At 69.2% G+C, this 26,739-nt stretch carries 27 protein-coding genes and 1 pseudogene; 15 read left to right on the plus strand and 13 right to left on the minus strand.

The window, feature by feature from the left end; genetic code table 11:
* Positions 1-208: 208 nt before the first annotated feature.
* Genes FHS34_RS11380 through FHS34_RS11390 form a run of 3 tightly spaced genes read right to left on the minus strand, consistent with a single transcriptional unit; the run spans position 209 to position 3,767 of the window.
* Positions 209-2,557 carry an ABC transporter permease gene (locus FHS34_RS11380; RefSeq protein ID WP_184963821.1) on the minus strand — a complete coding sequence of 783 codons (2,349 nt, stop codon included), beginning with the start codon at positions 2,555-2,557 and terminating at the stop codon, positions 209-211.
* A complete protein-coding gene (locus FHS34_RS11385) occupies positions 2,554-3,246 on the minus strand; it encodes an ABC transporter ATP-binding protein (RefSeq protein ID WP_184963823.1) in 693 nt (230 codons plus the stop codon). The genes FHS34_RS11380 and FHS34_RS11385 overlap by 4 nt, the downstream gene beginning before the upstream one ends.
* On the minus strand, positions 3,243-3,767 hold the full coding sequence (locus FHS34_RS11390) for a PadR family transcriptional regulator (RefSeq protein ID WP_184963825.1): 525 nt from the start codon (positions 3,765-3,767) through the stop codon (positions 3,243-3,245). Before FHS34_RS11390 ends, FHS34_RS11385 begins: the two co-directional genes overlap by 4 nt.
* 261 nt (positions 3,768-4,028) lie before the next feature.
* On the opposite strand from FHS34_RS11390, the gene FHS34_RS11395 reads away from it, so the two are divergent.
* From FHS34_RS11395 to FHS34_RS11420, 5 genes are all read left to right on the plus strand, one after another.
* Positions 4,029-4,673, plus strand: a complete 645-nt coding sequence (locus tag FHS34_RS11395; RefSeq protein ID WP_184963827.1) for a dihydrofolate reductase family protein — start codon at positions 4,029-4,031, stop codon at positions 4,671-4,673.
* Between the two features lie 245 nt (positions 4,674-4,918).
* A complete protein-coding gene (locus FHS34_RS11400) occupies positions 4,919-5,161 on the plus strand; it encodes a hypothetical protein (protein ID WP_184963829.1) in 243 nt (80 codons plus the stop codon).
* Positions 5,162-5,260: 99 nt separating this feature from the next.
* A complete protein-coding gene (locus FHS34_RS11405) occupies positions 5,261-5,824 on the plus strand; it encodes a GNAT family N-acetyltransferase (RefSeq protein WP_184963831.1) in 564 nt (187 codons plus the stop codon).
* Positions 5,825-5,892: 68 nt separating this feature from the next.
* Positions 5,893-6,783 (plus strand): S41 family peptidase, encoded by an 891-nt coding sequence (locus FHS34_RS11410; RefSeq protein WP_184963833.1) that lies wholly within the window; start codon positions 5,893-5,895, stop codon positions 6,781-6,783.
* Between the two features lie 425 nt (positions 6,784-7,208).
* Positions 7,209-9,626, plus strand: coding sequence for a macro domain-containing protein (locus tag FHS34_RS11420; RefSeq protein WP_225817345.1), 2,418 nt, complete (start codon positions 7,209-7,211; stop codon positions 9,624-9,626).
* A gap of 55 nt (positions 9,627-9,681) precedes the next feature.
* Here FHS34_RS11420 and FHS34_RS11425 read toward each other — a convergent pair whose 3' ends face one another.
* Both FHS34_RS11425 and FHS34_RS44155 read right to left on the minus strand, forming a co-directional pair.
* Positions 9,682-9,849, minus strand: a complete 168-nt coding sequence (locus FHS34_RS11425) for a hypothetical protein (protein WP_221508777.1) — start codon at positions 9,847-9,849, stop codon at positions 9,682-9,684.
* Positions 9,850-10,102: 253 nt separating this feature from the next.
* Positions 10,103-10,531: pseudogene (locus FHS34_RS44155) on the minus strand (SAVMC3_10250 family protein); the annotation flags it as partial.
* A gap of 313 nt (positions 10,532-10,844) precedes the next feature.
* Between FHS34_RS44155 and FHS34_RS11430 the strand changes: the two are divergent.
* From FHS34_RS11430 to FHS34_RS43425, 3 genes are all read left to right on the plus strand, one after another.
* A complete protein-coding gene (locus FHS34_RS11430) occupies positions 10,845-10,997 on the plus strand; it encodes a hypothetical protein (RefSeq protein WP_221508778.1) in 153 nt (50 codons plus the stop codon).
* Positions 10,998-11,525: 528 nt separating this feature from the next.
* On the plus strand, positions 11,526-12,227 hold the full coding sequence (locus FHS34_RS11435) for a bleomycin resistance protein (RefSeq protein WP_184963839.1): 702 nt from the start codon (positions 11,526-11,528) through the stop codon (positions 12,225-12,227).
* On the plus strand, positions 12,224-12,358 hold the full coding sequence (locus tag FHS34_RS43425; protein ID WP_263978355.1) for a hypothetical protein: 135 nt from the start codon (positions 12,224-12,226) through the stop codon (positions 12,356-12,358). Before FHS34_RS11435 ends, FHS34_RS43425 begins: the two co-directional genes overlap by 4 nt.
* Positions 12,359-12,577: 219 nt before the next feature.
* Here the strand turns inward: FHS34_RS43425 and FHS34_RS11440 are convergent, their stop codons facing one another.
* The 3 genes from FHS34_RS11440 to FHS34_RS11450 all read right to left on the minus strand — a co-directional run bounded on the left by FHS34_RS11440 (position 12,578) and on the right by FHS34_RS11450 (position 14,568).
* Positions 12,578-13,381, minus strand: a complete 804-nt coding sequence (locus FHS34_RS11440; RefSeq protein WP_221508780.1) for a hypothetical protein — start codon at positions 13,379-13,381, stop codon at positions 12,578-12,580.
* A 91-nt stretch (positions 13,382-13,472) separates the two neighbouring features.
* A complete protein-coding gene (locus FHS34_RS11445; protein WP_225817346.1) occupies positions 13,473-13,928 on the minus strand; it encodes a hypothetical protein in 456 nt (151 codons plus the stop codon).
* 76 nt (positions 13,929-14,004) lie between these two features.
* Positions 14,005-14,568, minus strand: a complete 564-nt coding sequence (locus FHS34_RS11450) for a dihydrofolate reductase family protein (RefSeq protein WP_184963841.1) — start codon at positions 14,566-14,568, stop codon at positions 14,005-14,007.
* 401 nt (positions 14,569-14,969) lie between these two features.
* On the opposite strand from FHS34_RS11450, the gene FHS34_RS11455 reads away from it, so the two are divergent.
* Positions 14,970-15,332 carry a hypothetical protein gene (locus tag FHS34_RS11455; protein ID WP_184964365.1) on the plus strand — a complete coding sequence of 121 codons (363 nt, stop codon included), beginning with the start codon at positions 14,970-14,972 and terminating at the stop codon, positions 15,330-15,332.
* Positions 15,333-15,744: 412 nt separating this feature from the next.
* On the opposite strand, the gene FHS34_RS11460 is transcribed toward FHS34_RS11455, so the two are convergent.
* The 3 genes from FHS34_RS11460 to FHS34_RS11470 form a co-directional block, all read right to left on the minus strand.
* Entirely contained in the window at positions 15,745-16,302 is a 558-nt protein-coding gene (locus tag FHS34_RS11460) for a DUF4232 domain-containing protein (protein WP_225817347.1), read from the minus strand.
* 581 nt (positions 16,303-16,883) lie between these two features.
* Positions 16,884-17,984: a M23 family metallopeptidase gene (locus FHS34_RS11465; RefSeq protein WP_184963843.1), complete on the minus strand. Its 1,101-nt coding sequence runs from the start codon at positions 17,982-17,984 to the stop codon at positions 16,884-16,886.
* 275 nt (positions 17,985-18,259) lie between these two features.
* Complete coding sequence (locus FHS34_RS11470) at positions 18,260-19,009, minus strand: hypothetical protein (protein ID WP_184963845.1); 750 nt, start codon at positions 19,007-19,009, stop codon at positions 18,260-18,262.
* Positions 19,010-19,382: 373 nt separating this feature from the next.
* Here FHS34_RS11470 and FHS34_RS11475 point away from each other — a divergent pair, with 373 nt between their 5' ends.
* The 4 genes from FHS34_RS11475 (at position 19,383) to infA (ending at position 22,647) form a co-directional block, all read left to right on the plus strand.
* Positions 19,383-20,204 (plus strand): peptidoglycan-binding protein, encoded by an 822-nt coding sequence (locus tag FHS34_RS11475; RefSeq protein WP_184963847.1) that lies wholly within the window; start codon positions 19,383-19,385, stop codon positions 20,202-20,204.
* A gap of 109 nt (positions 20,205-20,313) precedes the next feature.
* Positions 20,314-21,246 carry a hypothetical protein gene (locus FHS34_RS11480; RefSeq protein ID WP_184963850.1) on the plus strand — a complete coding sequence of 311 codons (933 nt, stop codon included), beginning with the start codon at positions 20,314-20,316 and terminating at the stop codon, positions 21,244-21,246.
* 388 nt (positions 21,247-21,634) lie between these two features.
* Complete coding sequence (locus FHS34_RS11485) at positions 21,635-22,426, plus strand: GNAT family N-acetyltransferase (protein ID WP_184963852.1); 792 nt, start codon at positions 21,635-21,637, stop codon at positions 22,424-22,426.
* Positions 22,423-22,647, plus strand: coding sequence for a translation initiation factor IF-1 (infA, locus tag FHS34_RS11490; RefSeq protein ID WP_031047878.1), 225 nt, complete (start codon positions 22,423-22,425; stop codon positions 22,645-22,647). The genes FHS34_RS11485 and infA overlap by 4 nt, the downstream gene beginning before the upstream one ends.
* Positions 22,648-22,797: 150 nt before the next feature.
* Here the strand turns inward: infA and FHS34_RS11495 are convergent, their stop codons facing one another.
* Both FHS34_RS11495 and FHS34_RS11500 read right to left on the minus strand, forming a co-directional pair.
* Positions 22,798-23,505, minus strand: a complete 708-nt coding sequence (locus FHS34_RS11495) for a DUF4232 domain-containing protein (protein WP_184963854.1) — start codon at positions 23,503-23,505, stop codon at positions 22,798-22,800.
* Between the two features lie 377 nt (positions 23,506-23,882).
* Positions 23,883-24,440 carry a hypothetical protein gene (locus FHS34_RS11500; RefSeq protein ID WP_184963857.1) on the minus strand — a complete coding sequence of 186 codons (558 nt, stop codon included), beginning with the start codon at positions 24,438-24,440 and terminating at the stop codon, positions 23,883-23,885.
* A 310-nt stretch (positions 24,441-24,750) separates the two neighbouring features.
* Between FHS34_RS11500 and pyrE the strand changes: the two genes are divergently transcribed.
* Positions 24,751-25,278, plus strand: a complete 528-nt coding sequence (gene pyrE / locus FHS34_RS11505) for an orotate phosphoribosyltransferase (protein WP_184963859.1) — start codon at positions 24,751-24,753, stop codon at positions 25,276-25,278.
* Between the two features lie 347 nt (positions 25,279-25,625).
* On the plus strand, positions 25,626-26,699 hold the full coding sequence (locus FHS34_RS43780) for an iron-containing redox enzyme family protein (protein ID WP_184963861.1): 1,074 nt from the start codon (positions 25,626-25,628) through the stop codon (positions 26,697-26,699).
* The last annotated feature ends 40 nt before the right edge of the window (positions 26,700-26,739 follow it).

Below are 26,739 nucleotides of genomic sequence, written 5' to 3' on the forward strand. Positions count from 1 at the left end.
GTTCGGACGGCGGCGGTCTCCACTGCTCCTGAAGACGGGAGCTCCCGGCAGGTCAACCACTACGGGGCTACGGCCACACGGCCATTGCCTGGTGCTGTGCGCTGAGATTGCCCTGACGGTGACGGTGGTGATACCGACCGGGCTTTTCTGTGTGCGAGGGTGGGCTCCTCCTGGCAGGAGGAGCCCACCGCGGGGTTGTGTGATGGGGTTATTCCGTGCGCAGGCCTTCCGGGCGCATCATCCGCAGCAGCGGCGGCAGGCTGAGCAGCGTGACCACGCCGACCACGGCCGCGCCCACCCCGGTCATGGTCAGGACGCTCGCCCAGTCCATGGCCACCGGTGTACGGGTCATCTTCAGCAGCACCGAGCCGAGGGTGATACCCACCGTCGTGGCCAGCACGAGGCCGAGTCCGACCGGGAGGGCCGTCTGCCACAGCACCGACAGGCTCAGCGTGCGGCGCCGGGTACCGAAGGCGACCAGAGCGGAGAGCAGCTTCCTGCGCTCGCGCAGCTGCTCCAGCTGGGAGACCAGCAGACTCGCACCGATCAGTGCCAGCACGAAGGCGGAACCGACGAGCAGGCCGGTGCGGATGGAGGTGTACTTCACATCCTCCTCGGTCGCCGACCAGCTGTAGGCGCGTGCCAGAGGGTCGATCCGGGCAACGACGTTGCGTATGTGCTCCCTTGAGTCCGGCACCGAGGGGTCCAGACGCAGGTAGACGCCGTCCGAGAACAACGCGGGCACGGCCTTGGCGGGCAGGGCGGCGGGGGTGACCAGCAGACTGTTGGCGTCCTGCAGTGAGTCCTCGCGCGCGTCCACCACCCGCACGTTCGCCGGCACGGTCCACGGCGCCTCGATGCCGCGTTCGGTGGCGTCGTCGTACGACGGGTCGATGTAGAGCTTCCGGCCGGGCTTGAGCACGGCGATCTCGTCGGCATTGCTGGAGGAGGTGTAGTGGCTCCTGGTTCGCGTGACGAACACGTCGCCGTCCTTGCAGGAGGGCAGCGTGGCGAGTTCGCGGAGGGCGGTGCAGCCACCCACGGTCAGGCCGTTGCTGTTCTCCGGGTTGCGCCGCGCGTCTCCGTACTCCGAGATGGCCAGGGCGACCGCGGCTCGTACCCCCTTGGTGCCGGTGAATTCGCGCTCGACACCGGACAGCGGCTTGCGGTCGCTGAAGTCGACCTGCATCTGGACCCGGCCGGGGTCCTTGCCGGTGGCCTTGGTGTACTGGCTCTGCGTTCCCGTGAACAGCATCTGCAGGGCGATGGCTCCGGCCACGGCGACGGCGATGCCGTTGACCATGCGGGCGGCCGTTCCGCTGCTCAGCTGCAGCCGCCGTACCGCGAGCTGCCAGGACAGCGCGCCCTTGCCGAGGCGGACGACGACCGCCTCCACCACCCAGGGGAGCAGCGCGGTGATGCCGATCAGCAGCAGCAGCACGCCGCCGATGACGAGGTACTGGTTGAAGTCGCCGTTCTCGTGGCCCTTGCCGATCATCGGGTAGAGCATCGTGAGGCCGGCCAGCGGTGGCAGGAGCCGCCACCACAGCCGGCGGCGTCGCTGCTTGGCCGCGCGCACGACGCCGAGCGGTTCCACCACGACGCCGCGCATCGCGAGCAGCGTGACGAGTACGGCGGCGATCGGGATCGCCACCGCGACCAGCGCGGCGAGCCCCGGGGAGGGATCGAGGTAGCTGGGCCAGACGCTCACGCCCAGCAACTCGGTGGAGCCCAGCGTCTGACGGCCGAGGAGGAAGAAGCCGCTGCCGATGACCAGGCCGAGCAGGGCTCCGGCGAGTGCCTCGCCCGCCGCGATCCGCCGGGTCATGTGGCTGTCCGAGCCGACCAGGCGCAGCGCGGCCAGCCGGCGGTCGCGGCGCTCGCCGCCGAAGCGGACGGCAGCGGCGATGAACACGGCGACCGGGGTCAGCAGCACCACGAACACGACCAGGACCATGAGCAGCAGCACCGGGTCGGTCTTCTCGGGTGTCGCGTCCGGCTTGCCGTACCCGGTCAGCCGGTGCACCGGGGAGGAGTCCGTGAGTTTCAGCCCCGAGGCGCCCGCGTAGTAGGCCAGTTCGTGGGAGCCGATGAGTCCGCTCTCGCCGATCGTGCCGGTGATCTTGTAGGGCAGCCGCTCCCGCAGCAGCTTGGCGCCGTCCGAGGCGAGCAGCTCCTTGAGCGCGGGTGAGACCACCATCTCGCCCTTGCCCGGGAAGCTGTCGACCCCCGGGGGCAGCGGTGCCCGCTTGCCCTCGGGCTCGACGAGCCGGCCGCGGACGTCGACGTCGTGCCAGACGGTGTCGGTGGCGGCGATCAGGAAGGTGTCGTCGGCCTTCGGCGGGACCTTGTCGGAGTACGTGTAGTCGTACCGGGCGTCCTCCACCTTGTGGCGGGCGGCGAACACGTTGGGCAGGGCGGTGCACAGCAGGAGCAGTGCCACCCCGAGGCCGACGCCGACGGCGGTGAGCGTCATCCGGACCCAGCCCTCGCGTCCGCCGGTGACGGCGAAGCGGGCCCCCACGGCCAGGTCCCTGGCCCACTGCCTGGTGTTCATATGGCGCGCTCCACGTCGCGGGACTTGCCGTCGCGGACGACGATCTCGCGGTCGGAGTAGGCGGCCACGCGTGCCTCGTGGGTGACGAGGACGACGGCGGCGTTGGTGGAGCGGGCCGCGTCGGTCAGCAGTTCCATCACGCGTTCGCCGTTGAGGGAGTCCAGCGCGCCGGTGGGCTCGTCGGCGAACAGCAGGCGCGGCCCGGTGACCAGCGCGCGGGCTACGGCGACGCGCTGACCCTGGCCGCCGGAGACCTCGCCGGGCCGCTTGGCCTTGAGGTCGTCCACCTCCAGGCGCTCCATCCAGCCGAGCGCGGTCCGCTCGGCGTCCTTGCGGGAGGCGCCGTTCAGCCGCAGCGGCAGGGCCACGTTCTCCACACAGGTCAGCTCGGGCACCAGCTGGCCGAACTGGAACACGAACCCGAACTCGGAGCGGCGCAGCGCGCTGCGCTGGGCATCGCTCATCTTCGTCAGTTCACGCCCGTCGTAGGTGATCGACCCGGAGTCGGGCGGCACGATGCCCGCGAGACAGTGCAGGAGCGTCGACTTGCCGGAGCCGGAGGGGCCCATGATGGCGACGACCTCGCCCGAGTGGATGGAGAACTCGGCGCCGTCCAGCGCGTGGGTCGGGCCGTACGCCTTGCGCAGGTCGTGCGCGGTGAGCAGGGAACCGGGGTGAGAAGTCGTCATCGGGTCACAGCCTCACTGAGTTTGTCGAGTCGCGCGGCGGTCAGCTCCAGCCAGCGCAGGTCGGCTTCAAGGTGGAACAGGGCGTGGTCGCAGATCAGCTGGTCCGCCAGGTCGCCCTTGCGCTTGCGGTCGGTCAGGATCCGCATGCTGCGCAGGTGCTCGGCCCGCTGGGTGTCGAGGATCTCGGCGGCGTCGCGCCGGGTGAGCAGGGCGAGGACGACCTTGGTGTAGAGGGTCGACTGGAGGTATTCCTCCGGCTTCTCCGGCGTCGCCAGCCACCGCTGTACGTCGGTGATGCCGGCGTCGGTGATCGCGTAGCGTTTGCGCTCGGGACCCCCGCCCGCCTCGATCCCGTCGACCTCGACGAGCCCGTGCTTCAGCAGCCGGGACATCGTCGAGTAGACCTGGCCGTAGTGCAGCGGCCGGTCGTGACCGAACTTCTCGTCGAAGGCCCGCTTCAGGTCGTAGCCGTGGCGCGGGCCGGACTCCAGGAGCCCTAGGAGGGTGTGACCGATGGACATGCGAGCACTCTACACACCGTGTATACCCTCTGTGTATACACACTGCGTTTAGGACGTGGCGGGAGGGAGGGCTGTGCGGGTGAGGGAGCCGGGAGTGCCGATCGTCACGGTTCGGAAAACAGACGGACGCCGGGGGCAGCAGCTTCCTGACGCGTCTTGGAAAAAAGTTGTGGGCCGTTGTCGAATCGGCCGCGTCCCGTTCGACGTCATGATGTGCGGCGGCTCGCCGCACGGTGACGCGACAACGTGACGAGGAACCACGTGGATCAACTGCTGAAAGTCATGAACTTCAACGTCTCGAGCGACGGAATCGGTGCCGGCGAGCACCAGAGTTTCGAGACTCCGTTCGGCCTCGAGCATCCCGAGAGGCTGTTCGCCTGGGCCGGAGCCACGGCGAGCTGGCCCATGCGCACCGACCCAGGAGGGAGCCGGGGCCTCGACGACTACTTCACGCGGGACTTCGCACGCAACATCGGTGCCGAGATCATGGGCCGCAACAAATTCGGCCCCCAGCGCGGGCCCTGGCAGGACCATGAGTGGCGCGGCTGGTGGGGAGAGGAGCCCCCGTTCCGCACACCGGTGTTCGTCATGACCCACCACACGCGTCCGTCGTTCACGCTCTCCGACACCACGTTCCACTTCGTCGACGGCGACCCGGCGACGGTCCTCGAACAGGCGAGGGAAGCGGCGCAGGGCAAGGACGTCCGACTCGGCGGCGGGGTCAGCACCGTCCGGCAGTTCCTCGACGCCGACCTCGTCGACACCATGCACGTGGCGGTCTCGCCGATAAAGCTCGGATCTGGACTACGACTCTGGGAGTCCCCCGACGAGCTGCTGGACCGGTTCCATCTGGAGGCCGTGCCCAGCCCGAGCGGCGTGACGCACCACTTGTTCTGGCGACGGTGACGCACGGACCCACTCTGGGTCGGCTGAAAAAGCCTGGTCAGGCACTCGCCGAGGACCAGCCCTTCAGCCGATGCACCCTGATCAAGGGTTGAAGGCGAATTCTGACGCCTACAGTCCCGCCTCGATGGCCCGCCGCCCGCACGGACGGCGGGCCATCGAGTCACGCCCCCGTAGCGGCTGGGAGAGGTGCTGCCCCGACTCTTCCAGCCGTGCTCATACTCGGACCGTAGCCCTCCCAAACGTCCATGCTGGGGCACACGGGCGAGTCCGTCGGTCGCGCCCTCGGCCGCATCACGCTCTTCCGGTGGGCCGGCTGGCTCAGGCACCTGGGCGTGGAGGTACCGAACTCGCGCGTCTGGACGAGACTGGAACTCCCCGAGGACCTCTCCGAAGAGGCTCGCCTCGCCGTGATCGACCTCGACCCGACCGCCGACGAGGTCCGTGGACGACTCCTGCACTGGGACGAGACCACGAAGACATGGAGGTAGCAGCCCCAGCCTGGGGGGCCTGACCTTGCCGACCGCGATTCGGCCGTAGCCGAGAAAAAAAGTTGGGCTGCACCAGCCTGGTGCAGGCATGATCGACGCGTGGACATCTACCTGCAGACCGAGCGTCTGACCCTTCGCCGCTTCACCGCTGACGACGCGGACCTGCTGATCGAGCTGGACAGCGACCCGGCGGTGATGCGGTACCTGACCGGCGGCAGTCCGACCGCGCCGGAGATCGTCCGCGAGCGTCAACTGCCGAACATACTCGCCGGCTACGAGAAGTGGGGCGGTGACCTCGGACTGTTCGCCGCGCACGAGAAGGAGGGCGGCGCGTTCATCGGCTGGTTCATCCTGCGTCCCGAGCCGGACGGCCCGCTGGACGAGGTCGAACTCGGCTACCGGCTCCGGCAGGCGGCTTGGGGCAAGGGCTATGCCACCGAGGGCTCCCGGGCCCTGCTGGTCAAGGCCTTCACAGGACTCGGTGTGCGCATGGTCTGGGCTGAGACGATGTCCGTGAACCTCGGTTCGCGCAACATCATGGAGAAGCTCGGAATGACGCTCGCGGACACCATTCCCACTCCCCCGGACATGGAGATGATCGAAGGCTCCGAGTTCGGAGGCGTGCGGTACGAGATCACCAAGCAGCAGTGGGAGCAGCAGTAGCCTCTGCGGCAACGGGCGACCGAGGGCCCCGTTGGGTGCGCGTTCAACCCGGGCCTACCATCGCGCACATGACGACTCAACACGAGATACTCGAAGCCGCGCTGGCCCAGATCACCGCCGGTTATGTGTTCCCCGAAAAGACGGCCGCCATCGACGCGGCGATCCGGCGTCGGCTGGACGAAGGCGCATATCGGGATCTGGACGTGCGGGAGTTGTGCGAGCGAGTCACGGACGACCTCCAGAAGGTCTGTCCGGACAGACATCTGCGGCTGTTGTGGACCGAGGAACCACAGTCGATGAACGAGGAGCCGGAGGCCGTCGCTCACGCTCGGTTCGCGCGGTACGCCAGGGAGAGCAACTACGGCATCCGGCGAGTGGAGCAGCTCGACGACAACATCGGCTACCTCGACCTGCGCATGGTCGCCCCTGCCGATCTGGGTGGTCCCGCGATCGCTGCCGCCATGCAACTCCTCGCTCCCACCGAGGCACTGGTCATCGACCTGCGGCAGTGCCGGGGCGGTTCACCGGAAGGCGTGCAGTTGTGGTGCAGCTACTTCTTCGCTGACGACGGGGTACACCTGAACGACATCTACCAGCGGGCCACTGACTCGACCCGCCAGTACTGGACCCTCGGGCACCTCGCCGCACCGCGCTACCTGGACCGCCCGGTCACCGTGCTGACCAGCGACCTCACCTTCTCCGGCGGAGAGGAGCTGGCGTACAACCTGAAGGTGCTGGGGCGCGCCACCCTGATCGGCCAGACCACCCGCGGTGGCGCCCACCCCACGGACCGTATTCCCGTCGCCCCGCACGTCACCGTGGCCGTTCCCGCCGCCCGCTCGATCAACCCGGTCACCGGCACCAACTGGGAAGGCGTCGGTGTCGAGCCCGACCTGGCCGTCGAGGCCGGCGACGCGCTGAAAGCGGCGCTGGAGCACCTGCGCACGCTGATCGGCTGAGCAGCGTTCGACGCTTTGCGGCTATGCGGCGGTGAGGCCGGACGAACCACGCCAGCTGTCCTCCGGTGGTCCGTCCCTGGGGCAGGATGCTGCCCCAGGGGGTCGCGGCTTGGATGACACGACCGAAGGCGGCCCGGCTCAGGATCGTAGGCGCGCCGCCGGGGGCCGTGAGGCGGATCTGAAGGCCGGCCGCGTCGGTGGTGATCCGGGTCATCGCAGCGCCGGGCGCAGGCTCACGGCGACGGCCTGTGCGCCGACATCGTGCGCAACGGGTGCCGGCATACAGCTGTCGGCACTGCAACGTCGGCATTGCAACGTCGGTGGAGCATGACGGCTGGTCAGCGGCTCCTTGTCAGAACTGCGTTGTCAGTGGTGGGCGATACGTTCGAGGTCTTGGAACCGCTGTTGCACGACAGGAGTGGACGATGACCGAGAGCACTGTGCTGCCCGCGCTCAGGGTGGTGCTGACGGACGTCAACGAGCGTGTGGTGGAGGCGTGGCGCGCCGCGTTCGCCGACACCCCCGGCATCGAGATCCGCAAGGGCTCGATCCTCGACGAGGACGTCGACGCCTGGGTCACCCCCACGAACTCCCGGGGCCGGATGGACGGCGGGGTCGACGCCGTCATCAAGCGATACCTGGGGTCCGGCATCCAGGTGCGCGTCCAGCGGGCGATCCGCGACCGGTTCGCCGGCCCCATGCCGGTGGGCAGCGCGGTCTGCGTCCCGTCCGGCGCGACCGTCCCCCGGTACCTGATATCGACGCCGACGATGGTGCGGTCCTCGCAGAACGTGAGCGCCACGCTGAACGTGGCGCTGGCCTGCGCGGCCGCTTTCCAGGCCGTCCACCGGCAGAACCGCAAGAAGCCGGGCAGTATCCGGTCCGTGGCACTGGTCGGCATGGGAGCGCAGACCGGCCAGGTGCCGGCCCGGGTGTGCGCCAATCTGATGTGGACCGGCTACACGCTCTTCCACGACCACTGGTTCGAGGACGACGACGAGCTGCGGTCCACGATCACCTCCCAGCTCCACGGGATCGAGAACGCGCCCGTCGACCAGCGGGTACGCATCGTGCCGCCGGCGGCCGTCACGCCCGTCGCCCCCGCGCCGGCGCCGGCGCCCGAGACTGCCGCTCCCGCTCCCTCCGCCGCCCCCTCCTCTCCTTCTGCCACGACGAGCGAGAGCGCCTCCGCGATGACCGGATCCACGACCGGCGCCCCGGCTCCGGGCCAGCCGCTGCAGCCCCATCCCGATGCGAACGACCCCCTCGCCCTGACCGAGCTCTTCGACGGCGGCGGGGAGGCCTGGCTCCCGCTGCTGAAGCCGGTCATCGAAGCGCAGCCGGACGCCGCACGGTTCATCGGGAAGAGCCGCAGCCATGAGGTGGTCCCGGTCCGCGAGCTGACGTTCCAGGCGCTCAAACCGAACCCGCCGCACAAGTGGAAGGTCGTGGTCTTCGGTCAGAACCCGTACCCGCGGCCGGAGAGCGCCACCGGCATTGCCATGTTCGACAACACATTCAGCGACTGGAAGGACAGCCAGTTCGGCCGGGTAGTCAGCATCCGGTGCCTCATCAAGGCGGCGGCGATGTGGAAGTACGGCATCGCCAAGAAGACCCCGATCGCCGACGTGCGGGCGCTGCTGAAGGAGCGGGACACGGTCCAGCCGCCGGAGTGGTTCCAGGCGATGCTGACGCAGGGTGTGCTCCTGCTGAACGCGTCGCTGACCGCGAGCGGTGACGGGGCGATGGGTGCCGACCAGCACACGGCGTTCTGGCGGCCGGTCGCCGAACGGATCGTCGAGGAGATCCTCAAGGCCAAGCAGGACGCGGCCGAGGAGGACCGCGGGGTGGTGTTCGCGTGGTGGGGGGCGCACGCCCGCAGCCTGAAGCGGGTCGTCCTGCGACTCCAGCAGAAGTACCCGGACGTCGAGGTCCGCCACCTCGACCACGCGAACCCGGCGGCACAGGGCGACATCTTCTGCGAGGGCGACCACTTCGCCCAGGTCAACGACGCCCTGGCCTCACTGGGCGCCGAGCGCATCGACTGGCTGCCGAGCAAGGGGTGGAACGTGCCGGCGGCCGGCTCGGGCGGTGCGGACGGGGGCGTCTCGGCGCGCATGGGCGCTTTCATCGAGTCGACCATGAATCTGCACCAGCTGTACCTGGAGCGCCTCACCAGCGTCAAGGACGAGGGCCTGGTCCTGCCCACGATCACCGGTGTCTTCGACACCCCGCTGATGGACTTCCAGGACGCCGTCGCCCCGGTCTCCGCGGCGCTGTCCGGGCTCACCGGGCACATCCGGCGCTCCCGGGACTTCGGCAAGCTGCGCGCGGACCAGGCGGCCGGCGGCGGCCTGTCCGCCGACGCGATCGCCGCGCTCCACCTCTACACCTGTGAGTCAGCCTTCTACCGCGAGATCAACAGCGTGCTGCGCTCCCCCGACCGCACCAGGGTCACGCCGTACCTGCCGTACCTGCGGCTGCTGTTCTCGGCGGTCTCGGAGCTGCCGGCCTACACGCAGCCGTTGTGGCGTGGGGTGTCGCTGGATCTTCGGGCGCAGTATCCGGTGGGCGGGACGGTGACCTGGTGGGGCGTCTCCTCGTGTACCTCCGAACTGAACGTGGCCAGGTCCTTCTTGGGCAGTCGCGGCAAACGGACCCTCTTCGAGGTGACGCCTGCCCGGGCGGTCGGGATCAAGAGCTTCTCCGCCTTCACCGGCGAGGAGGAATACATCCTCACACCGGGTACCCAGCTCAAGGTGACGGAGGTGAAGAGCGAGCCCCGCGGGCTGTGCACGGTCCGGCTGAGCGAGGTCACGGACGGCGCTCCCGTGGTGTCCTGAACCGCGCCACAGCCGCACTCATCGCGGTGTCCGCGCTCGCACTGACTGGCCCGGTTCAGGGCTGGGGCGCGTACTCCACGTAGAGCGGGGTGGCCGTGACGAGGCGCACCTTCTCCTCTCCGCCGTTGCCGTGCAGGTCCGTCCGGGACGTGATGCGCGCGTAGCCGCGCATCCAGGCGGCGGTCTCCGGGACGAAGGCCTCGTCCAGCAGGCGCACGGTCATCCTCAGCCCTGTGGCGAAGTTGCGGTGCTGGTAGACGATGCGCAACGAGGTGCGGCCCAGTTTTCCGCGACAGCTCGTCGTTGCGCAGGAGGCGGTCACTGAGGTCCGGCAGCAGGCGCTCCACCGTCTGGTCCTCCAGGCTGAAGCTCTGCCCGGCGAGCCGGTACAGGTAGGACGAGTCGGAGGCGACGTGGAACTCCTCCGGTTCGGACCGGTCGAGTTCCGCCTGTACATCCAGCCGGACCGGTGAGGATCCCTCCATGCCGAGCAGGTGTTCCCGGGACCCGTGCAGGAGCAGCCGGACCGAGCCTCCCGTCGGGTAGTGCGGGGACCGTACTCCCGAGTCCAGGAAGAGGACGGCCGATCGGAAGTACTTGTCGTCCATCACCCGGTAGTTCAGGGGTGCCTCGAACAAGGCCCAGGACCCGGCGCCCACGCTGTCGTCGGCGAACCATCCGGCCGCCCGGTCCCCCCGCTCGAACTCGTCGATCACCTCGTCCACGGTGAGCGTCACGGGCCCCGCGGTGGCCTCCCGGCCGGCCACCTTGGCTCGGCCGAAGGGCGGGAACGCCAGTTCGCCCACGAAACCGAGGCGGCGCCGCCAGCGGGGCCGGCCGACATCGCCGTTGGACTCGGTGAATTGCCTGAGCTTCCTCTTCGAGAGGTAGACGAACTCGCGCACCGGCTTCCCCCTGCAAGAAGGTATTCGACAAGCGCCTGTCCGGGCTGACGATGCGACGGACCGCCGGCCTCTCCCCCGGCGAGGCCAAGACCGCAGCCATGAATTGACGAAACGTCAGATCAGTCAAGTCGCAGGTGGGTGCTCGACTTACTGTTGTGGTCACCAGGTGCCGTCGGGTGCCCCGTATGCTTGGCCCTGGTCTTCCGCAACAGAGGTCCACTCGCGCTTCACCACGAGGTGATCGAGAGGTCCCTCGTCGTGGAGGCCTGGTCAGTCGACCGGGTACTCATCGGACACCGCGGAGGACCAGATGATGGGGGAAGTTCCCGCCTCATCGGATGAGACGGACGAGCAGCAGGCCGCCGAGCGGCGCCGGGGACGGCGTCGAAGGCTCGGGCAGGTCCTGCTCGACTGGTCGCCGGTGCTGGCGAAACTCACCACCATCGTGATGCAGCAGCTCTCCTGACGGAGAGAAGTGGAAGCGGGTCGTACGCGTCCGGGCAAGCAGGAAGCCCGGTCGGGATCTAGGCGACCGGGCTTCCTGGTGTATCACGGCGGAGGGCCTCTGACCTGGGTTGCAGCCCGGAGAAGGGGCCCTTTCCACGTGGGCTTGGTGACTACCCACGACACCCCGATCGTACCGTCTCCCGTCGCTTGACCAACAAGCGACGACAAGATGTTGGTTCAGCTATACGAGAGCGTCTTTCGGAATGCAGCTGTACGCGGGTGCTTTCCGAGGTTCCCATACCTTCTCTGGTGGGCGCAGCCCGCACGAGCACGGTCGTGCGGGTACACCCGCGCCCCATGCCCAGGCCGCCGGCGCAGGAGCCGTGCGCATAGGCCTCCGCCAGGCCGTCGTCGTCCTGATCCGCGCCGTCACCGCGCCGCGCACCAACTGACGCGTCATGCGCGCCCCGACGTACGGCGCGTGAACCTGTAAGCGGTCGCTGACACCCCTTCACCATTCTATTCAAGTTTGACTAGAGTGTGCGGTGTGAGCGAGAAGACGATTCCGATCCTGCCGTGTCGGACCATCCAGCCCGTTCTCGACTTCTACATGGCCCTCGGGTTCGAGGTGACCTTCCAGCAGAGGAGCCCCAATCCGTACGCAGCCGTCCAGCGCGGCGGCATCCAGCTCCACTTCTTCGGGATGAGGCACTACGAGCCGGCCGAGTCATTCAGTACGTGCCTCATCCAGACCGACGACGTCGACAAGCTGCACGAGACCTTTCGGACGAGGCTGAAGGCGACGTACGGGCGAGCACCGGTCCGTGGACTGCCGCGCATCGGGCCGCTGAAGAACACGTCACACGGAGTGCGGCAGTTCCTCATGACCGATCCGGGCGGCAACTGCATCCGCATAGGGCAGCAGACGAGCGACGACCAGCATCACCGCCCCGCCCCCAAGGAGACCTTCGCCCGGGCCGTGCACCACGCCTCCCTCCTTGCCGACTCCAAGGAGGACCTGGCGGGCGCCGCGAAGATCATCGATCGGGCGCTGCGCCTACAGGACGAGCGGCCCACGCCTGTGCAGCTGCTTCAGCTTCTCGTACTGCGTGCTGACGTCGCCACTCGTGTCGGCGACGAAGAAGCCGCGAGGTCCGCGATTGCCGCGGCCACCGCAGTCCACCTGACCTCGGAGGAGCGGGAGTCCGTGCACGACGACCTCCAGCGCCTCACGCAGTTGCTGGGGTGAGGGCCGGCAACACGCGGGAAGCGTGCGCGCCGGACCAGCTCAGGCTCAAGGCCGCACCAGGAGCACTGATCGGCGGCTACCTGTTCCGGCGCCGCCTCGTCGCCGCGATGGCCAAGACCGCAGAATGGTGATCGCCCCGGATGTGCTCGGTTCTGCCGACGGCTGACAAGGCCAAGCGGCCAAGAGACCAGCCGGGCTGTCGAGAGGAACTTCGCCTGGCCGCACCCATTCAAGCGGCTTCGGATCCGCTACGAGATACGTGCCGACCTAGCCCTCGTACTGCTCCAACCCGCCTTCGGCATCGACTGCTTGAGACGACTCTGCGACTCGTGCTGACTGACGACGGCACCTCAGTCTGCTCGCGGGGCCAGGCTGAGGAACTTCATGCCGTACGGGTACAGCCAAGGGCTGTGGTCACCGTCTCGGAGTCGGTCGAGCGCGATCAGCGCGTCGGCCGCGGTCTTGCAGCGCGGATGGCGCGTGGCGAAGGTGGCGATGCGGACTCGCTGGGTGGGCAGCCAGGCGGCGATCACCTGGGGGTCGCCGTCGTACCACCACGTGAACCGGAAGTCCTCCCAGAGAAGGTCGGTCGCCCAGTCGAGGGCGAGGCGGACGAGCCCGGCGTCCGCCTCGGGCCCGGCAAGCCCGGCGATGTGCTCCAGCCACGGCTCCATGTCACCCGTCGCGTGAGCGATTCCTTCCAGGAGGTCAGTGACAGCCATAGAGGGCAGACCATCAGTCAGAGCGATCGTCAGCAGTGCTCGTAAGGCCTTTTCGACAACGGCGCGTTCGGGCGCAGGCCAGTCAGCGAGCTTCGCCCCGTGCTGCCCGAGACGACCGATCTCCGCAGACGGGTCGGCGCTGGCACCGTCCGGCCCCCAGTAGCGCAGCGCACGAGGCATGAGACGACGCCAGAGAACGGGGTACTGGTCCGCTTCCCAGTGGCTGACGACCTCACGCATGAAATGCCCGAGGAGATCGTCTGGTACGGCAGCGGGATCGCCACCGAGAATGCGCAGCTCCGACTCCGGGGTGCAGTAAGTGCAGCCGCCCACCGGGCGGTCGAGTTCGGGAGGTGATGAGAAGACCCTGTCAGCCTCGGCCAGCGTGTTCCGCCACATTGTGTACGGGTCGAAGTCAAGACGACCGTTCATGCTACGACCTACCGAGGGGACTCCGCGCAGGGAAACCTGGCGAAGAGAGGGACCCTACCACTCGGCGATGTTGGATTCCCGAGTGCGGCCGTCACCTGTCCGTGTTCGGGGGCGGTGGGGTGACACCCAGTGTCCGTCGGGCGTCCAGCCATACCCTCTCGAACTCCTCGGCCGAGATCGCGTCGGCGCCAAGCGCCTTCTCCCACCCCGTGATCCTGCCCTCGAAGACACGGCCGTACCGCTGCTCGTACCGGCTCACCGTGGGGATGTCAGCGCGCTCCTGAAGCCGGAGAATCTCCTCCAGCGAGGCGGCGAGCACCGGGGTGCCGTCATCGCCTCGCAGGTCCACTTGCCGGAGAACCGACCCCGCCTCATCACCCTCGAAGTGCTGCCACAGGTCTCGGGCCTCGTCATACGTGCGGATCCACATCACCATGGCACCACGCTCCCGCAGGCGATACTGCTCTTCCGGTACGCCACGCGTGCGGCCACGAACGATTTCCGGCCCGGCAACGAACTCGGCATGGCGTGACACGCGGACGTCCATGTCGGCGTGGGTGGAGATGATCTCGGAGAGAGCCTCCTGGTCGACCCGTTCTGCCCGGGGCTGGCAGACGAGCCGGCTAGTGCGCCACGCGGTGGCGGAGGTAGACGACGCCTGAGCCGAAGGTGCGGGTCTCGACGAGTTCGAGGTCCACCCGGCGCTCGTGCTGGGGGAAGAACGGAATGCCGCCGCCGACCAGCACCGGGTAGACCAAGGCCCGGTACTCGTCGATCAGGTCCGATGCGGCTGCCTCGGCGGCGAGGGTCGCGCCGCCGATCGCGATGTCACCCTCCCCCGGCTCGGCTCGCAATCGCTCGATCTCCTCGGCCGGACCGCCGGAAGCCAGGCGGGCATGGCCCTGCACCGCCGACAGCGTGGTGGAGAACACCACCTTGGGGAGCGGTTTCCAGAGCGCGGCCCACTCGAGCATGGAGTCGTCGAGCGATGGATCCTGATCGGCGGTCTCCCAGTACAGCATCGTCTCGTAGAGCCGTCGGCCCAACAGGTGGACGCCGACCTCTCGGATTTCGTCGATCCAGAAGCGAAACACCTCCTCGTCGGGTGCCGTCCAGTCGAAGCCGCCGTCCGGCCCGACGATGTAGCCGTCGAGCGAGACGTTCATCGAATAGGTCACGCTGCGCATGAAGAGGCCTCCTCTGTGGTTCGACAGTACGACCGCCGGACGCCGCGGAACTCATCGCGGCACGCGGAATCCTGGCCGAGTGACCGGGGAGGGCACGGACCGGGGAGGGCCAGTCGTAGCGGCCGTGGTTGGCTGCGGACCATGCCGGATCGTCGCTGCCCCGGTCATGCCGGTGAGCGGGGCGGGGGGGGGCTTGCCGGTTACCGGTTCCGGGCTGGTAGCGGGTGGGGGTGTCGCGGAGGTGGTGATCGGGGCCGCGCAGGAACAGGGCGTCCAGAATTCGGACAGCCCCGGCACGATCATGGACGACAAGTTCGCCTCCACCGACGCCGGTCGTGTCCTGCTGGAAGCCGACCTCCCGCTCAAGCACGACTGCTACAAGGCGATGGATCCCAAGACCGATGTCGGCAAAGCCGCCTGGGACGGCCTGGCCAAGGTCAACGGCTGGCCGTGCCTGCATCACCAAGCCGGAGTACGCCGACCTGCGCCGCGTCTACACCGCCCGTGTCGCCGCGGAATGGATCTGGCAGCAGGACGCCCGGCAGGCCACCGACTACCGCAAGATCATCAACAGCAACGACGTCAAGCGGTGGCCGCTGCGTGCACCCCACCAAGGCTGGAAGAAGACCGACGTCTTCAACAGATACGTCAAGATCTTCAAGGAAGGCGAGTTCAACAGCGCGGGCAAGAGCGACGACGGTGGCGGGACGCCTACCCCGACACCCACCTCGACGCCGACGCCGACTTCGACCGGCGCGGGCTAGCCGAGCCGAGCGACAACCCGTCAACACCGGCACCCAGCCGCTCCCGGACCGTCGGCGGCGACGAGCCCCCCGTCGGCCCGATGGCAGGCATTGCCACCGCGGCGCTCGCCGCCGGCGCGGCCATGGTGTGGTGGGTGCGCCGACGACGCACCAGCAGCAGCTAGCCGGGCCCTGCGCTCACGACAGCGCCTGAGTGAACCGACGGCCCCGCCTCCCCGTCGCCGGGGTGCGGGGCCGTCGCACCGAGCCGTCCCGTGGCGGCCCAGCGGGTCAGTTGGCCTGACGGACAGGTCAAGCCCCTGGTGGGGTGACGAAGGAGCGGTCAAGGCCCGAAGGCCGGAACTCCCCACCTGGGCCGCGCGCCGTCCGGATGCCGAAGCAGGCCTCCAGCCGCTCGCTGTCGCGCTGGACGTCAGTCGAAGAGCGCGTTGTCGATGTTGTCCTGCCAGTAGGTGACCGTTGCGGCGCTGTTGAAGTAGGTTCCGCCCGCGGGCAGTTGCAGCGTCTTCTCGACGCCGACCGAGCCGTTCATCGCCCGGTTGGAGAAGAGCACACCGAGCGTCTTCGCCGTATGGCCTTCGCTGCCCTCGGGCGTGGAGGTCGTGATGCCCGCGTAGGCGGACTCACCCGGAGCGAGGGTGACCACCGCCTGCGGGACGGTGCTGTCGTTCCACGCCACGGCCGCCTGGGCGTCGGCACCGGCCCTGAGGTAGGGGGCGCCGTAGGCATAGCACGGCTGGGTACCCGTGTTGGTGGCCTTGAGCAGCAGGTGGTTGACGGGCCGCGTCACCGGGGTGACCGTCAACCGGGTGTGGGCGGTGGAACAGGTGGTGATCGCGGTGGCCTTGGATGTTTTGGCGGGGGCGCCCGCGGCCGACTGGGCTGCCGCCAGTTGCCCGGTCAGCGCCAGCGCGGCGACGAGCACGGACGGAGCCGCGGCACGGGTGGTGAGGCGATTGAACATGCGCATGGATGAACTGCTTTCTGTGCAGGGGTGTGGAGTGTGTGTGGTGCCCGGCAAGGGATCGCCCGGGATCCGTGGCGCCGGTTCCGCGGAAACGGAGCGGTCCGGGGCGCGTGGTGCCGGATGCACGGACGAGCGTCCTGGGCGGGATCTACGTCCTGGACGAGCCGACCACCGGCGAGGCGTCACCGCGGTGGTGGCGGCCTGACCGGACGGATCAACCCTGCGGCGCCGGTCGTCCCAGCCGCCAGCCCGAGGGGCGTTTCCGGGACGCTGGAACGGTGGAATGGCGCGTGACCTGCGACGACGTATGTCGTCTGGAACGCCGCACGGAATACGGCGCGGAGTGCCGCATGGAATGCCGCACGAAGTAGAACAGCCGCAGGACCGTGTCAGTGGTGAGGGCTCGTTCCGCTGTGGCGCGGAGGCGTCGGGCGGCGAGGGCAGCGTCGCGATCCGTGCCGCCAGTTCCTACCAGGCCACCACCCGGCCCCGCGGCCCGCATGACCGGCGTCGTCCCCGGCCGACGGCACGGTGCGGCGTACCGGCTGCTTCAGGCCGGGGTGGACGGGGTGTCGTCGCCGTGGTCATGGCTGTGCCGGGAAGTCCACCACGCTGAGGTAGAGGGGCATTTCGTTGTTCGCGGACGTGTGTCCGTGCGCGGGTGGGGTGATCTTCGCCGGCTTGCCGCCGAGCACGTCGTCGACGGAGGTGGACAGGGTTCCCCGGAGGGACATCGACGCGAAGACGAAGGGAAGACCGTCGGAGGCGAGCGGGTCGGGGCCGTTCATGACCTGGAAGTGCAGGTGCGGGGCGGTGGTGTTGCCCGAGTTGCCGAGCTCTCCGATCTGCGTTCCGGCCTTCACCTTCTGGCCGGCTTCGACCCTGTGCTTCACGGAGCCGGGGGCGAGATGGGCGTAGAGGACGTACTCGCCGGTCGGCAGCCTTTCGACGACGTGATTTCCGGCGTAGTCGTTCAGGGGCAGGTTCGCCGGGGCCTGGCCCGGGGTGGCGTTGGGCAGGTCGTCGACGACGGAGACGATCTCCCCGTCCGCCGCCGCTCGCACGGGAACGCCGTAGTAGGGGTAGCTGTGCACCCGGTCCGACGGGCCGGTGGACAGGCGCTGCTTCGAGTCGAGGCGGACGAAGTCGATGGCGAACCGCTCCGCGAACCGGGCGGTCCCGTTCAGTGGGGACGACGCGCCGCGGTGCGGCGTGACCTGCGCGCAGCAGCCGTTGCCGTCCAGCCAGCCGGGCCCGGCCAGCGGTGAGCGCAGCGCGACGGGGTGGCGGTCGGGGACCGTAGTGGGCGCGACCGACTCCGTGACCTTGCGGGGGATGACGCTGACGGCCTTGGGATAGGTGACGGAGAGGGAGTGCCGCAGCCTCAGTGGCAGGGAGACGCCGCCGGGGACGGTGGCGTCGATCCAGACCCGGCCCTGTCGACCGGGTGACAGCGTGCTGGTCGCGGGCGCGTCCGCCGGGGAGCCCGAGGGGCGGAAGTGCGACGTGAGCGCGGTGCCGGTGAGTTTCAGCAGCGTGCGCCCGTCGCTCGCGTCCTGGACGGAGACACCGGTCAGGTTGGCCGGCAGCGGGCTCTCGTTGACGAGCGTGAGTTCGTAGGCGAGGTGTGTCTTGCCGTCCGTACCGCGGACGGCGATGGGGGTGGTCGTGGCGGATGCGGTCACCGGCGTGACGGCGTCATGGCCGTCAGGCGCTGTCGCCGTCGGCATCGGATCCCGGGCATCGGTGCCGATGGCCGGCTGCGCCGAGCAGGCGCTCGTTCCCACTGCGAGTACGACGGCCACTGCCGCACCCGTCGATTTGGAGTGGTTTTTTCGCTTCATATATTTATCGAACCTTGTGGGCGATAAATACGCAGCGCTCGTCTCCACGATGATCTGGTTCTTCGCGTTCCCGTACGGTGCTCGACCGCGTCCTGCGGGGCACCGTCAGTCCTTGTTCAGCGGCCGCAGCGTGACGAGTTCTGTGCCGTCGCAGTAGTGCACCGTGCCGCCCACGTGCACGTCGGCGAAGGCCCGGCAGTCGGACCTGCCCTCCCACAGCACCTCGTCGCCGGCGCGAACAGGACCAGGCGGCGGCCGTCCTGCCAGAACCCTGGGCCGACGGATCGCGCCCCGGGGCCCACTCCCTTGGGCCGGACCGTCCGGTCGTCTTCTGGCGCCGCGTCCAGGAGGCGGTCGGCCCGGCCGGGGGTGCGCACGACGGCCCGGGAACCGTCCGGGACGACGTACGCACCGGCCGCCAGCCGTTTCGCCGGCCGCAGCGTGCCGAAGTACGCATCGATCACGAGAGCACCCTTCTGGTCGGGCAGCACCATGCGGTAGTCGACGACCAGGAGGAGGATGCGGTTCCAGCGGCAGCCGGTGTACGGGGCGCGGCGCGCCTGCGGCTGGTCCCACACGAAGGTGCGGGGCCAGGCGCGGTCACCCGCTCCCGCATCCGTGCCCGAGGCGAGCACGGTGGCGCGACAACCGCCCTTCGTGGGCGCGGTGACCAGCACCGTCGGGCCGGCCCTGACGGTGATCCGGTCGACGGTGCCGGCGGGCGGGCGCAGGGCCGGCACCCAGTACGGGCTTCCGTCGTCCGGCTCCACTCGGGCCACGTGGTCCACGGTCACCACGTGCGGCGCGCCGTGGTCGTCGGCCCCGGGTTCCGGGCCGAGGGCGTCGGCCCGGCAGCCGTCCAGCACGCGGACGGGTGCCGGGGCGACGCGCGGTCAGCGCGAACCGTGACCGAGCCCGGTCCAACTGAGCCGAACCCGGACGTGGTGCTGGATGCCTCCGGCGATCAGATGGCGTTCCCAGAACGCAGTTACCGGCGCCCAGCCGTTTTCCCCGCTGCCCAGCCGTTTTCCCCGCTGCGGAGAGCGGAGGAGCCTGGCCGGGGCCCGTCGTACGTCGTCCCCGGCGGGCCGCATACCGTCAGGCGTGAGCTGCGGAGGGGCCGGTCGTTCGAGGTCACGGGCCCCAGGACGGCGCCGGGCTCGCTGGGGTGAACGGCTGCTCCGCATCGGTGTCCGTCCTGCGGATGCCGGTCGGCGCGGTGTGAGACAGGCTGGAAACATGCCTCTTACGTCGAAACTCTTCCGCGATGACCCGGCGCTGCAGAAGTGCCTGGTGTCCGACGCCGCTCATGTGACGCCCGGCTCCCAGGGCGATCACGTCACCAAGATCCAGGCCGCGCTCGTCACGCTGGGCGCGGGGGTGATAGCGCCTGACGAGGTCGAGGGGATGTTCTACGGTCCGACGACGGTGCGGACGGTACTGGCCTTCAAGGGACCGCCGCGCAACATCCTGGGGCCCGGCCAGACGACGCCGGACAACATCGTCGGGAAGAAGACGATCGCCGCGCTCGACAACGAGATCGTGGCGTTCGAGAACCGGCCACCGCCCGCCGTCGTCAGCCTGTTCGTCTCGCTGACCCACGAAGGGTCCCCGCACGACCACAGCACATGCCCGGTGGACACCAGCGGGCGCCTGGTCGACCACATGGCCACGCCGATCAACCCGGGCCTCGGCCGGAAGGTGAACATCGGCGGCGAAGGGGAAACCCGGTACCAGGGCTTCGAGGACTTCGTCACGGACACCGGCGTCGTCGGCGGACCGCCTCGCCCGCTGACCGACACCATCGCGAGCAGCACGGCAACGGACATCGCACTGCGGTCCGCGCCCATCACCCCGCGCGGAGAGAGCGAGATCCGCAGGATCGCGGCGTCCGGCGCGCGCCTGACCATCGCCACGAACTCGTTCACGCTGCCGAAGATGGAGCAGATCGTGCAGCGGCTCGGCGGGGTCGTCATCGAACGCATCTCACTGCCGGACACCTCGGTCCCCGACGGACTCGGCTACCAGGTCCTGGTCGTCGTACTCCCCGTCAAGTTCTGAGGCGGCTGCTCCAGGCGTCGGGGTCCCAGAAGGTCTACGCCCGTTGGGAAGACCTCACGAGCATCGGACAGTTCGTGGACCCCGCCGCAGCCCCGTCTAGGCTCTCGGTATGCAGCGCAGCGACGTCATGCGGGACGACGGCACATGGGTGGGCCTGTCCCTGGACGTACAACACCGCCACCGGCCGGGACTGTGCGTGTTCACCGCCGGACCGCGGCTGCTGGTCTCCCGACTGTCGCGGCCCGTGTTGCTCGCCGTTGTCGAGGAGCAATACCAGGGCGTGGACTTCTGGCGCACCGACGAGTACCCCTCCTTCGTCCCGCCGTTGCGTGCCGATGTGGGGCGAGCCCTGGCAGGCAGCCCGCAACGATGGGCGCACCGCTTCGCGCGGTACCTCATCGACTCGCCGGACAGCCCGTTGCACGAGGGCCGGTGGCTGCTCTCGAGCGAGAGTCCGCTCCGGCGCCGGCGTCATGCCGACGCTTCGCATGCCGAGCACTGGAGCTCGATGCTCGTCGGCGGCCATCCGGACGGATACATCGACTGGTTCGTCCATTCCGGTTCCTGGGAGGTCCTTCCGCTGCGGCCGATGCCCGATGCCGACGACGGCCGGGTCAAGGCGTACCGCAAGCAGGCCCGTGAAGGGACTCTCCCTCCTGTCCTGCTGTGGTGGGTCAGTGGCCTGGACTGCCATCTGATCCTGGACGGTCACGCGCGGCTCGCCGCGGCCATCGCCGAATCCGTCGAGCCTCCGCTGCTCCAGTTGCACCGCACGGTGCCGCGTGATGACCTGGCCGCGCGCATCAATGAGGCCGTGGGCTTCTACGAGTACGAACTGGCACGCTTCGCCGGACTTCGCGCTGTCCACGGCCCCACCGTGCCGGACGGCGCCGCCACCGCGGGCCCACAGCTCGTCCGCCTCCTCCACGACCTGAACACCGCGGAACAGCCCACCTGGGCCTGGCCGCTGCCCGGCGGGGAGGACCAGTGGCGCCGCATCGCACGCGAGGTGACAGGCGATCAGGACTGGCCCCGTTGCTGAGCCCTGCTCCAAACGCTTCCGCTCACCGCTGACCGCCACGTCCGGACACAGGGTGAGTGCTCGGGCGGCCTGATCGCTTCGGCGTAGCAGCGATGCAGTCTGGACAACGGACGGCACGGTGCGCACACGTGGGTGGCGCGGGAACAGCCGGCCGGCTGGTGCAGGCGGTGGCCTCGCACGTGCTCGCGTCACGAGCGCACGGGAAATGACTTGAGCGAGGCGGTGCCCCGGCGGTACTTTCGCGGTGGACCGTGAAGTCGTCGTATGGAGGTGAGACCCGTGAACACAGTTACCCATGGGTGCTCCCTCAACCCGTCACGGTCCGGCGGCTGACGTTCGGTGTCGCCAGGAGCGCCTGAGATCGAGGCACTCCTGGAGGGAGACTCCGATGAATGCAAAGCCTTTCGCATCCGGCCTGAGCGAGAACGCGGTGGTGATCACGCGCGTCGCGGACAGGCAATGGCATGCCCTGGATGACGACCTGGTGGTCGGCCGGGGGCATGCGGAACACCGGCCCGACGGACGCTTGTTCGTCAGTATCGACGCCTGGCACGACGCCGCCTTCGACCGGCTCGCCGAGGTGATGCCGGCTCAGCTGCCGGCGCCGCTGTACACGGTGGTCGACGAAGCCGACGCCGAGCTGACGGCCGGCTGGCGGCGGGCCGGTTTCACGGTCCGGCGCCGTGAGTGGGAGTACGTCGTGCCGACCGACCCGCAGGTCACGGGGCTCGAAGCGGTCCTGCCGCCTTCGGGCGTGACGATCGTGCCCGCCGGCCGGGCGGACGAAGGTCTGCTGCGGGCGGTGGACCGCGCGATCCGTGACGAGGTCGAGGCGAGCGTCGGGTGGCAGTCGATGCCCGCGGAGGTGATTCCCCGCCCCGAGGGCGACACCGTCGTCGACCCGTCGAAGTACGCGGTGGCCGCGGGGCCTCAGGGTTACCTGGGTCTGATCCGGGTGGTGAGGGCGAAGCGGCCACGCATCGGGCTGGTCGCGGTCCGGGCCGGCGAACAGCGCCGCGGCATCGCGCGGGCGCTGCTCGCCCACGCGCTGGGGACGCTGCACCGCTCCGGATGCGCCGCGGCCTGGACCGAAGTGAACGAGTCCAACCAGGCGGCCTCGGCGCTGTTCGAGGGCGTCGGCGCCCGGCCGGTGAGCAGCAATCTGGAGCTGGTGCGATGACGAGGAACAAGAACGTCATCGAAGTCGAGGGCAGGGTCGTCGAGTGCCTGCGCAGCGCCATGTTCACCGTGGAGCTCGAGAACGGCCATCAGGTGCTCGCGCACATCAGCGGGAAGATCCGCAAGAACTACATCAAGATCATGCTGGAGGACCGGGTGCTGGTGGAACTCCCGCCGTACGACCTGACGCGCGGCCGGATCGTCTTCCGGTACCGGAACTAGCGCCGGTCGGCACCTTCCGCGGTTGCTGATCCCGGGCCCCGGTCACGTCGTTCTGGTGACCGGGGCCCCGATGGCGGCTCGCACAGGCAGTCTCCCGGTAGCCGGCGTCGGCTACGGCCACCTCGACCAGCGATACTCACCGACGTGTCGTCAGAAGTCGTACGGCTTTGCGGTGTTCCAGTTCAGCACATCGGCCTCGTTCCAGCTGAACTGCGGCTTCTGGCCCTTGAGGTCGACCGAGTAGAAGGGGCCGGTGCGACCGTCCGCACCACGCAGCGCGAGGGCGAACGACTGCGCCGTGTGGTTCTTGGAGCCGTAGTCGAAGAGGTTCACCGCGCTGTATACCTTGTCTCCGGGTCGGAGCGTGATGTGCTTGTCGCCGCCCGGGTTGTCCTTCTTCGAGTGCGGCAGTGCGGCGCCGTCGACGTCGCCGAGCTTCACGGCCGGGTACGAGGTGACCCAGCACGGCTTGGTGCCCTCGTTCGACGCGGTGATCAGCAGGTGGTCGCCCTGCTGACCGGCGAACCGGTGCACCGCAGTGAGCAGCATCTCGTCTCCGCGGCACTGCTGGGCGTCGGCCGTCGTGCTCGCATTCGCGCCATCGCCCGTCCCTCCCGAGGCGGTCGCCGAGCGCTTCCCCTCCTTGGTGTCACCACCGCTGTCGGCCTGCTTCCCGCTGCTCTTGCCGTCCCCGTGAGACACGGACAGGCTCTGCGCGGTATCGGCGACGCGGTCGCCGCCCGCCGCCTTCGAGTCGTCGTCGGTGCCGCCGCAGGCGGTCAGGCCCAGCGCCAGCGCGGCCGTGACGGCGGCCAGGGCGGCGGAACGGGCGGTACGGCGGGCACGTAACGTGGTCATGATGAAGACTCCCTGAGGGTCCGTCGGGATGCGGCGCCTCCCCCTGTTTCTGTCGGGGCGACCGGCCGCATCGGCTGTTTCACTGCGCTCCATGAGATGGCGCTGCGGTGGGAGTTGTTCCCCCGGGTTTGTCCGCATTCGGTAACAGGGCAACCGCGCGCAGCCGCACCAGTGGTGACACCGTGTCCGTCGGATTTGCGGTACTTCCGGCCGCTGCGGCTCAGGGAAGGGCATCGGGTGCTTCCACCGCCCGCGCCAGGACAAGAGCCCGGCGATGCCATTGCCGACAGAGCGGTGGCCGGCGGCATGGAATGAATATGGCCTGCTGATGCCCGAACAGCGGGTCCGGGTCGGCGGGACTATGACGGTACGGCGCCTCAAGGCCTCCGCACTCGGAGGCGTTCACGGGCGTTCTGGGCCCGCGAGACTGTGCGGCCAGCGGGCTGGTGCCCGACCGTGATCGCCCACCGGACCGTGGACGGTGCGGTCACGCTCACCGATCCCTGCTCTCGCGCGTCCTTCAGGTCCAGCTGGTTGTATGCGCTGCTGACTTCTCCGGCGACGCATTCGAGAGGAAGGCTCAGTCCGACCGGTTTGACCTCGACGGTCAGCTTGCCGTCGCCCAGGCAGTTCACCAGGACGGCAAGCGGGCCGCTTTTGAGGCCCCCTTTGACGTCCATCTCCCGGTTGCCGCTGGCGTTCACGGCCTGAGCGACGACTTCGCCCTCCAAAAGGGCCGGTGCCTTGGTCACTGTTGCACCGGGGATGTGTTCGGCGCGGCCATCGGACGGTGCGTGCGCCGATGAAGACGAGGTGCGAGGTGAGCTCTTGTGCCTGGCGTCGGACGGGTGACCGTCAACGCTGCTGCAGCCGGCAGCGAGAAGTGTCACGGGAATCAAAGCGGTCGCAGATGCGCGCAGACTCAGTTTTCCCACGGGTACCAGCCTACGCGGAAGGGCGAGTAGCTGGTCACGGTGTGCGCTGGTGGGGTGGTGCGGCCGGCGTGATGCCGCCGCCTTTCGGCGGCGTCGGGCCCAGTCGATGTGCCCTCCTGTCCGAGTGCGGCCAGGACCTTGCTCGCCGCGGCCGTGGCCACCCCCCACCGCTGCGTGATGGCCCTGGTCGAGGGCCCGGTGTCGGCTTCGTGCTCAGGGTGTCGCGGTGGGATGCGACGGTCCGTGGAGTTGGGGCTGGATGGGGAGCCGGTGTCGTGGCCGGGACGGTCGGCTGGAAGACTGGACGCCTGTGACACATTCTGATCTCGCTCGCCGTATCCATGCCGCCTCTCATCTGACCGGGCAGTTCACACTCCGGTCCGGACGTACTGCCACGGAGTACTTCGACAAGTACCGGTTCGAGGGCGACCCTGCCCTGCTGGACGAGATCGCCCAGAGGATGGTCCCGCTGGTGCCCCCTGGCACCGAGGTGCTGGCCGGTCTGGAGATGGGCGGTATCCCGGTGGTGACCGCGCTCGGCCGGCACACGGGTCTGCCCTGTGCGTTCGTGCGCAAGCAGGCCAAGCCGTATGGCACCTGCCGTCTCGCCGAAGGCGCCGACGTCGAAGGACGCCGGGTGCTCGTCGTCGAGGACGTGGTCACCAGCGGCGGACAGATCGTGCTGTCGACCGCGGACTTGCGTGCCCTGGGCGCCCAGGTGCAGGAGGCTCTGTGCGTGATTGACCGTGAGCAGGGCGGTGCCGATGCTCTCGCCGCCGAGGGCATCGGTCTGTTGTCGCTGCTGACGGCCGACGACTTGCGGGCCGCTGCCGCCTGATCGACGGGGTCGGCGGTGGCTCCGTCGCGTGCGTCTCGGTGATGGCGAGGCGGGTGAAGGATTCGTCGGCGATGCCCTTCTCCTCGGTGAAGGCGGCGGTGACGGGCTGCCGGACGCTGTCGTCGACCGAGCGGGGCAGGCCGCGGCTGGAGCCGACTGGCCGATCAGCTGGCAACGCCGACGGCCGCACCACCGCCTCGCCTCGATCCGCCGCCGCCGTGTCGTGCGATGTCGGCGCCGTCCGGGTGGTCCGCCGCCCGGCGCGGTGACCGCGCAACCTGCCACGCGTTGGGAATCCGGGGCCGCACGGCACCCGAGGAGCACAAGGACAAGGGCAGGTGACCTGAGTGGCGGATGTCGTGGACGGGTTCGCCGCGCGAGTGCGGCAGCTCGCAGCGCCGGGCGCGGCGGCCGGGCCCGCGTCACGCGAGGTACGGGCCGTATGGGGGCAGATGTGGGACCAGGCGGGCGAGGTAGCCCGCCTCGCGTTCGAGGAGAGGCGTGAGGATGCGCTGCTGGGTGCGCACCAGGCGCTGACATGGCTGTACGACCAGCATCTCCTCACTCCCGACCAGGGGCCGGTGGACGGCCAGTTTCATCCGGGGGTGGTCGGTGTGCAGCAGATACTGGAGGAGAGCTGGGAACGGGCGGAGCAGACCCGGACTCCCTGGCGTGCCGACCAGGTGCCCGTCGAGCCTGAACGATTCATCGCGTGGCTGCAGGAGCTGGTCGCCGGGCATGCGGTGTGCGGGCATCCGCTGTTCGACTTCCTGGGCGAACGCGCCGGCCGCGAGCAGGTGCTGCGCTATATGGAGCTGGACGGGCCGCTCAACGTCCGGTTCTACGAGGTTCTGCTGATGGCGATGGTCGGCGCGCGGGGGCCGATGCGACAGGAGTTGCTGCGCAACCTGGTCGACGAGACCGGGGACGGCGACGAGAGGCGCGGGCACGCGAACCTGTGCCGGGCCGGACTGGAAGCGTTCGGGCTCTCCTACGACCCGGCGTCGACCGCGGAGCTCCACGGCTGGCAGGGCCTGGCCGGGTACAACCATGTGGTCGGCGTGACCCTGCGCCGCCGCCACCACTACCGGATGATCGGCACTCTGGCCGTCACCGAGGTCATGGACCCGCCCAACTACACCAAGCTGCTGGCCGGCTGCACCCGTCTCGGCCTGGCCACCCCCGCCGACAGCAGCCCGGACACGGCCCGGCAGCACTGGGACGGCCCGCTGGCCTTCTACGCTGTCCACATCGTCCAGGAATCCGGGCACGCCAACGGCTGGACGGACAACGTCGTCCTCCCCCAGCTGACCGAACATCCCACGGCCGCGCACGAGATCGCGCTCGGAGCGATCGGTCGGCTCAACACCGCCGCCGACTACTTCGACCACCTCCTCGCCGAATTCACCGCCCAGACCTGAACGGCGACACACGGCCGGCGTCCGGGCAGCGCGCGCTCTT

Source organism: Streptomyces echinatus, assembly GCF_014203595.1.
GTDB classification, from domain to species: Bacteria; Actinomycetota; Actinomycetes; order Streptomycetales; family Streptomycetaceae; genus Streptomyces; species Streptomyces echinatus.

What these genes read in the sequence shown, in the direction of transcription:
- FHS34_RS11380 (WP_184963821.1), bottom strand. Translation starts at nt 2,557, where the DNA reads ATGAACACCAGGCAGTGGGCCAGGGACCTGGCCGTGGGGGCCCGCTTC.
- FHS34_RS11385 (WP_184963823.1), bottom strand. Translation starts at nt 3,246, where the DNA reads ATGACGACTTCTCACCCCGGTTCCCTGCTCACCGCGCACGACCTGCGC.
- FHS34_RS11390 (WP_184963825.1), bottom strand. Translation starts at nt 3,767, where the DNA reads ATGTCCATCGGTCACACCCTCCTAGGGCTCCTGGAGTCCGGCCCGCGC.
- FHS34_RS11400 (WP_184963829.1), top strand. Translation starts at nt 4,919, where the DNA reads ATGCTGGGGCACACGGGCGAGTCCGTCGGTCGCGCCCTCGGCCGCATC.
- FHS34_RS11410 (WP_184963833.1), top strand. Translation starts at nt 5,893, where the DNA reads ATGACGACTCAACACGAGATACTCGAAGCCGCGCTGGCCCAGATCACC.
- FHS34_RS11420 (WP_225817345.1), top strand. Translation starts at nt 7,209, where the DNA reads ATGACCGAGAGCACTGTGCTGCCCGCGCTCAGGGTGGTGCTGACGGAC.
- FHS34_RS11425 (WP_221508777.1), bottom strand. Translation starts at nt 9,849, where the DNA reads ATGACCGTGCGCCTGCTGGACGAGGCCTTCGTCCCGGAGACCGCCGCC.
- FHS34_RS11430 (WP_221508778.1), top strand. Translation starts at nt 10,845, where the DNA reads ATGGGGGAAGTTCCCGCCTCATCGGATGAGACGGACGAGCAGCAGGCC.
- FHS34_RS11440 (WP_221508780.1), bottom strand. Translation starts at nt 13,381, where the DNA reads ATGAACGGTCGTCTTGACTTCGACCCGTACACAATGTGGCGGAACACG.
- FHS34_RS11445 (WP_225817346.1), bottom strand. Translation starts at nt 13,928, where the DNA reads ATGGACGTCCGCGTGTCACGCCATGCCGAGTTCGTTGCCGGGCCGGAA.
- FHS34_RS11450 (WP_184963841.1), bottom strand. Translation starts at nt 14,568, where the DNA reads ATGCGCAGCGTGACCTATTCGATGAACGTCTCGCTCGACGGCTACATC.
- FHS34_RS11455 (WP_184964365.1), top strand. Translation starts at nt 14,970, where the DNA reads ATGTCGGCAAAGCCGCCTGGGACGGCCTGGCCAAGGTCAACGGCTGGC.
- FHS34_RS11460 (WP_225817347.1), bottom strand. Translation starts at nt 16,302, where the DNA reads ATGCGCATGTTCAATCGCCTCACCACCCGTGCCGCGGCTCCGTCCGTG.
- FHS34_RS11475 (WP_184963847.1), top strand. Translation starts at nt 19,383, where the DNA reads ATGCCTCTTACGTCGAAACTCTTCCGCGATGACCCGGCGCTGCAGAAG.
- FHS34_RS11480 (WP_184963850.1), top strand. Translation starts at nt 20,314, where the DNA reads ATGCAGCGCAGCGACGTCATGCGGGACGACGGCACATGGGTGGGCCTG.
- FHS34_RS11485 (WP_184963852.1), top strand. Translation starts at nt 21,635, where the DNA reads ATGAATGCAAAGCCTTTCGCATCCGGCCTGAGCGAGAACGCGGTGGTG.
- infA (WP_031047878.1), top strand. Translation starts at nt 22,423, where the DNA reads ATGACGAGGAACAAGAACGTCATCGAAGTCGAGGGCAGGGTCGTCGAG.
- FHS34_RS11495 (WP_184963854.1), bottom strand. Translation starts at nt 23,505, where the DNA reads ATGACCACGTTACGTGCCCGCCGTACCGCCCGTTCCGCCGCCCTGGCC.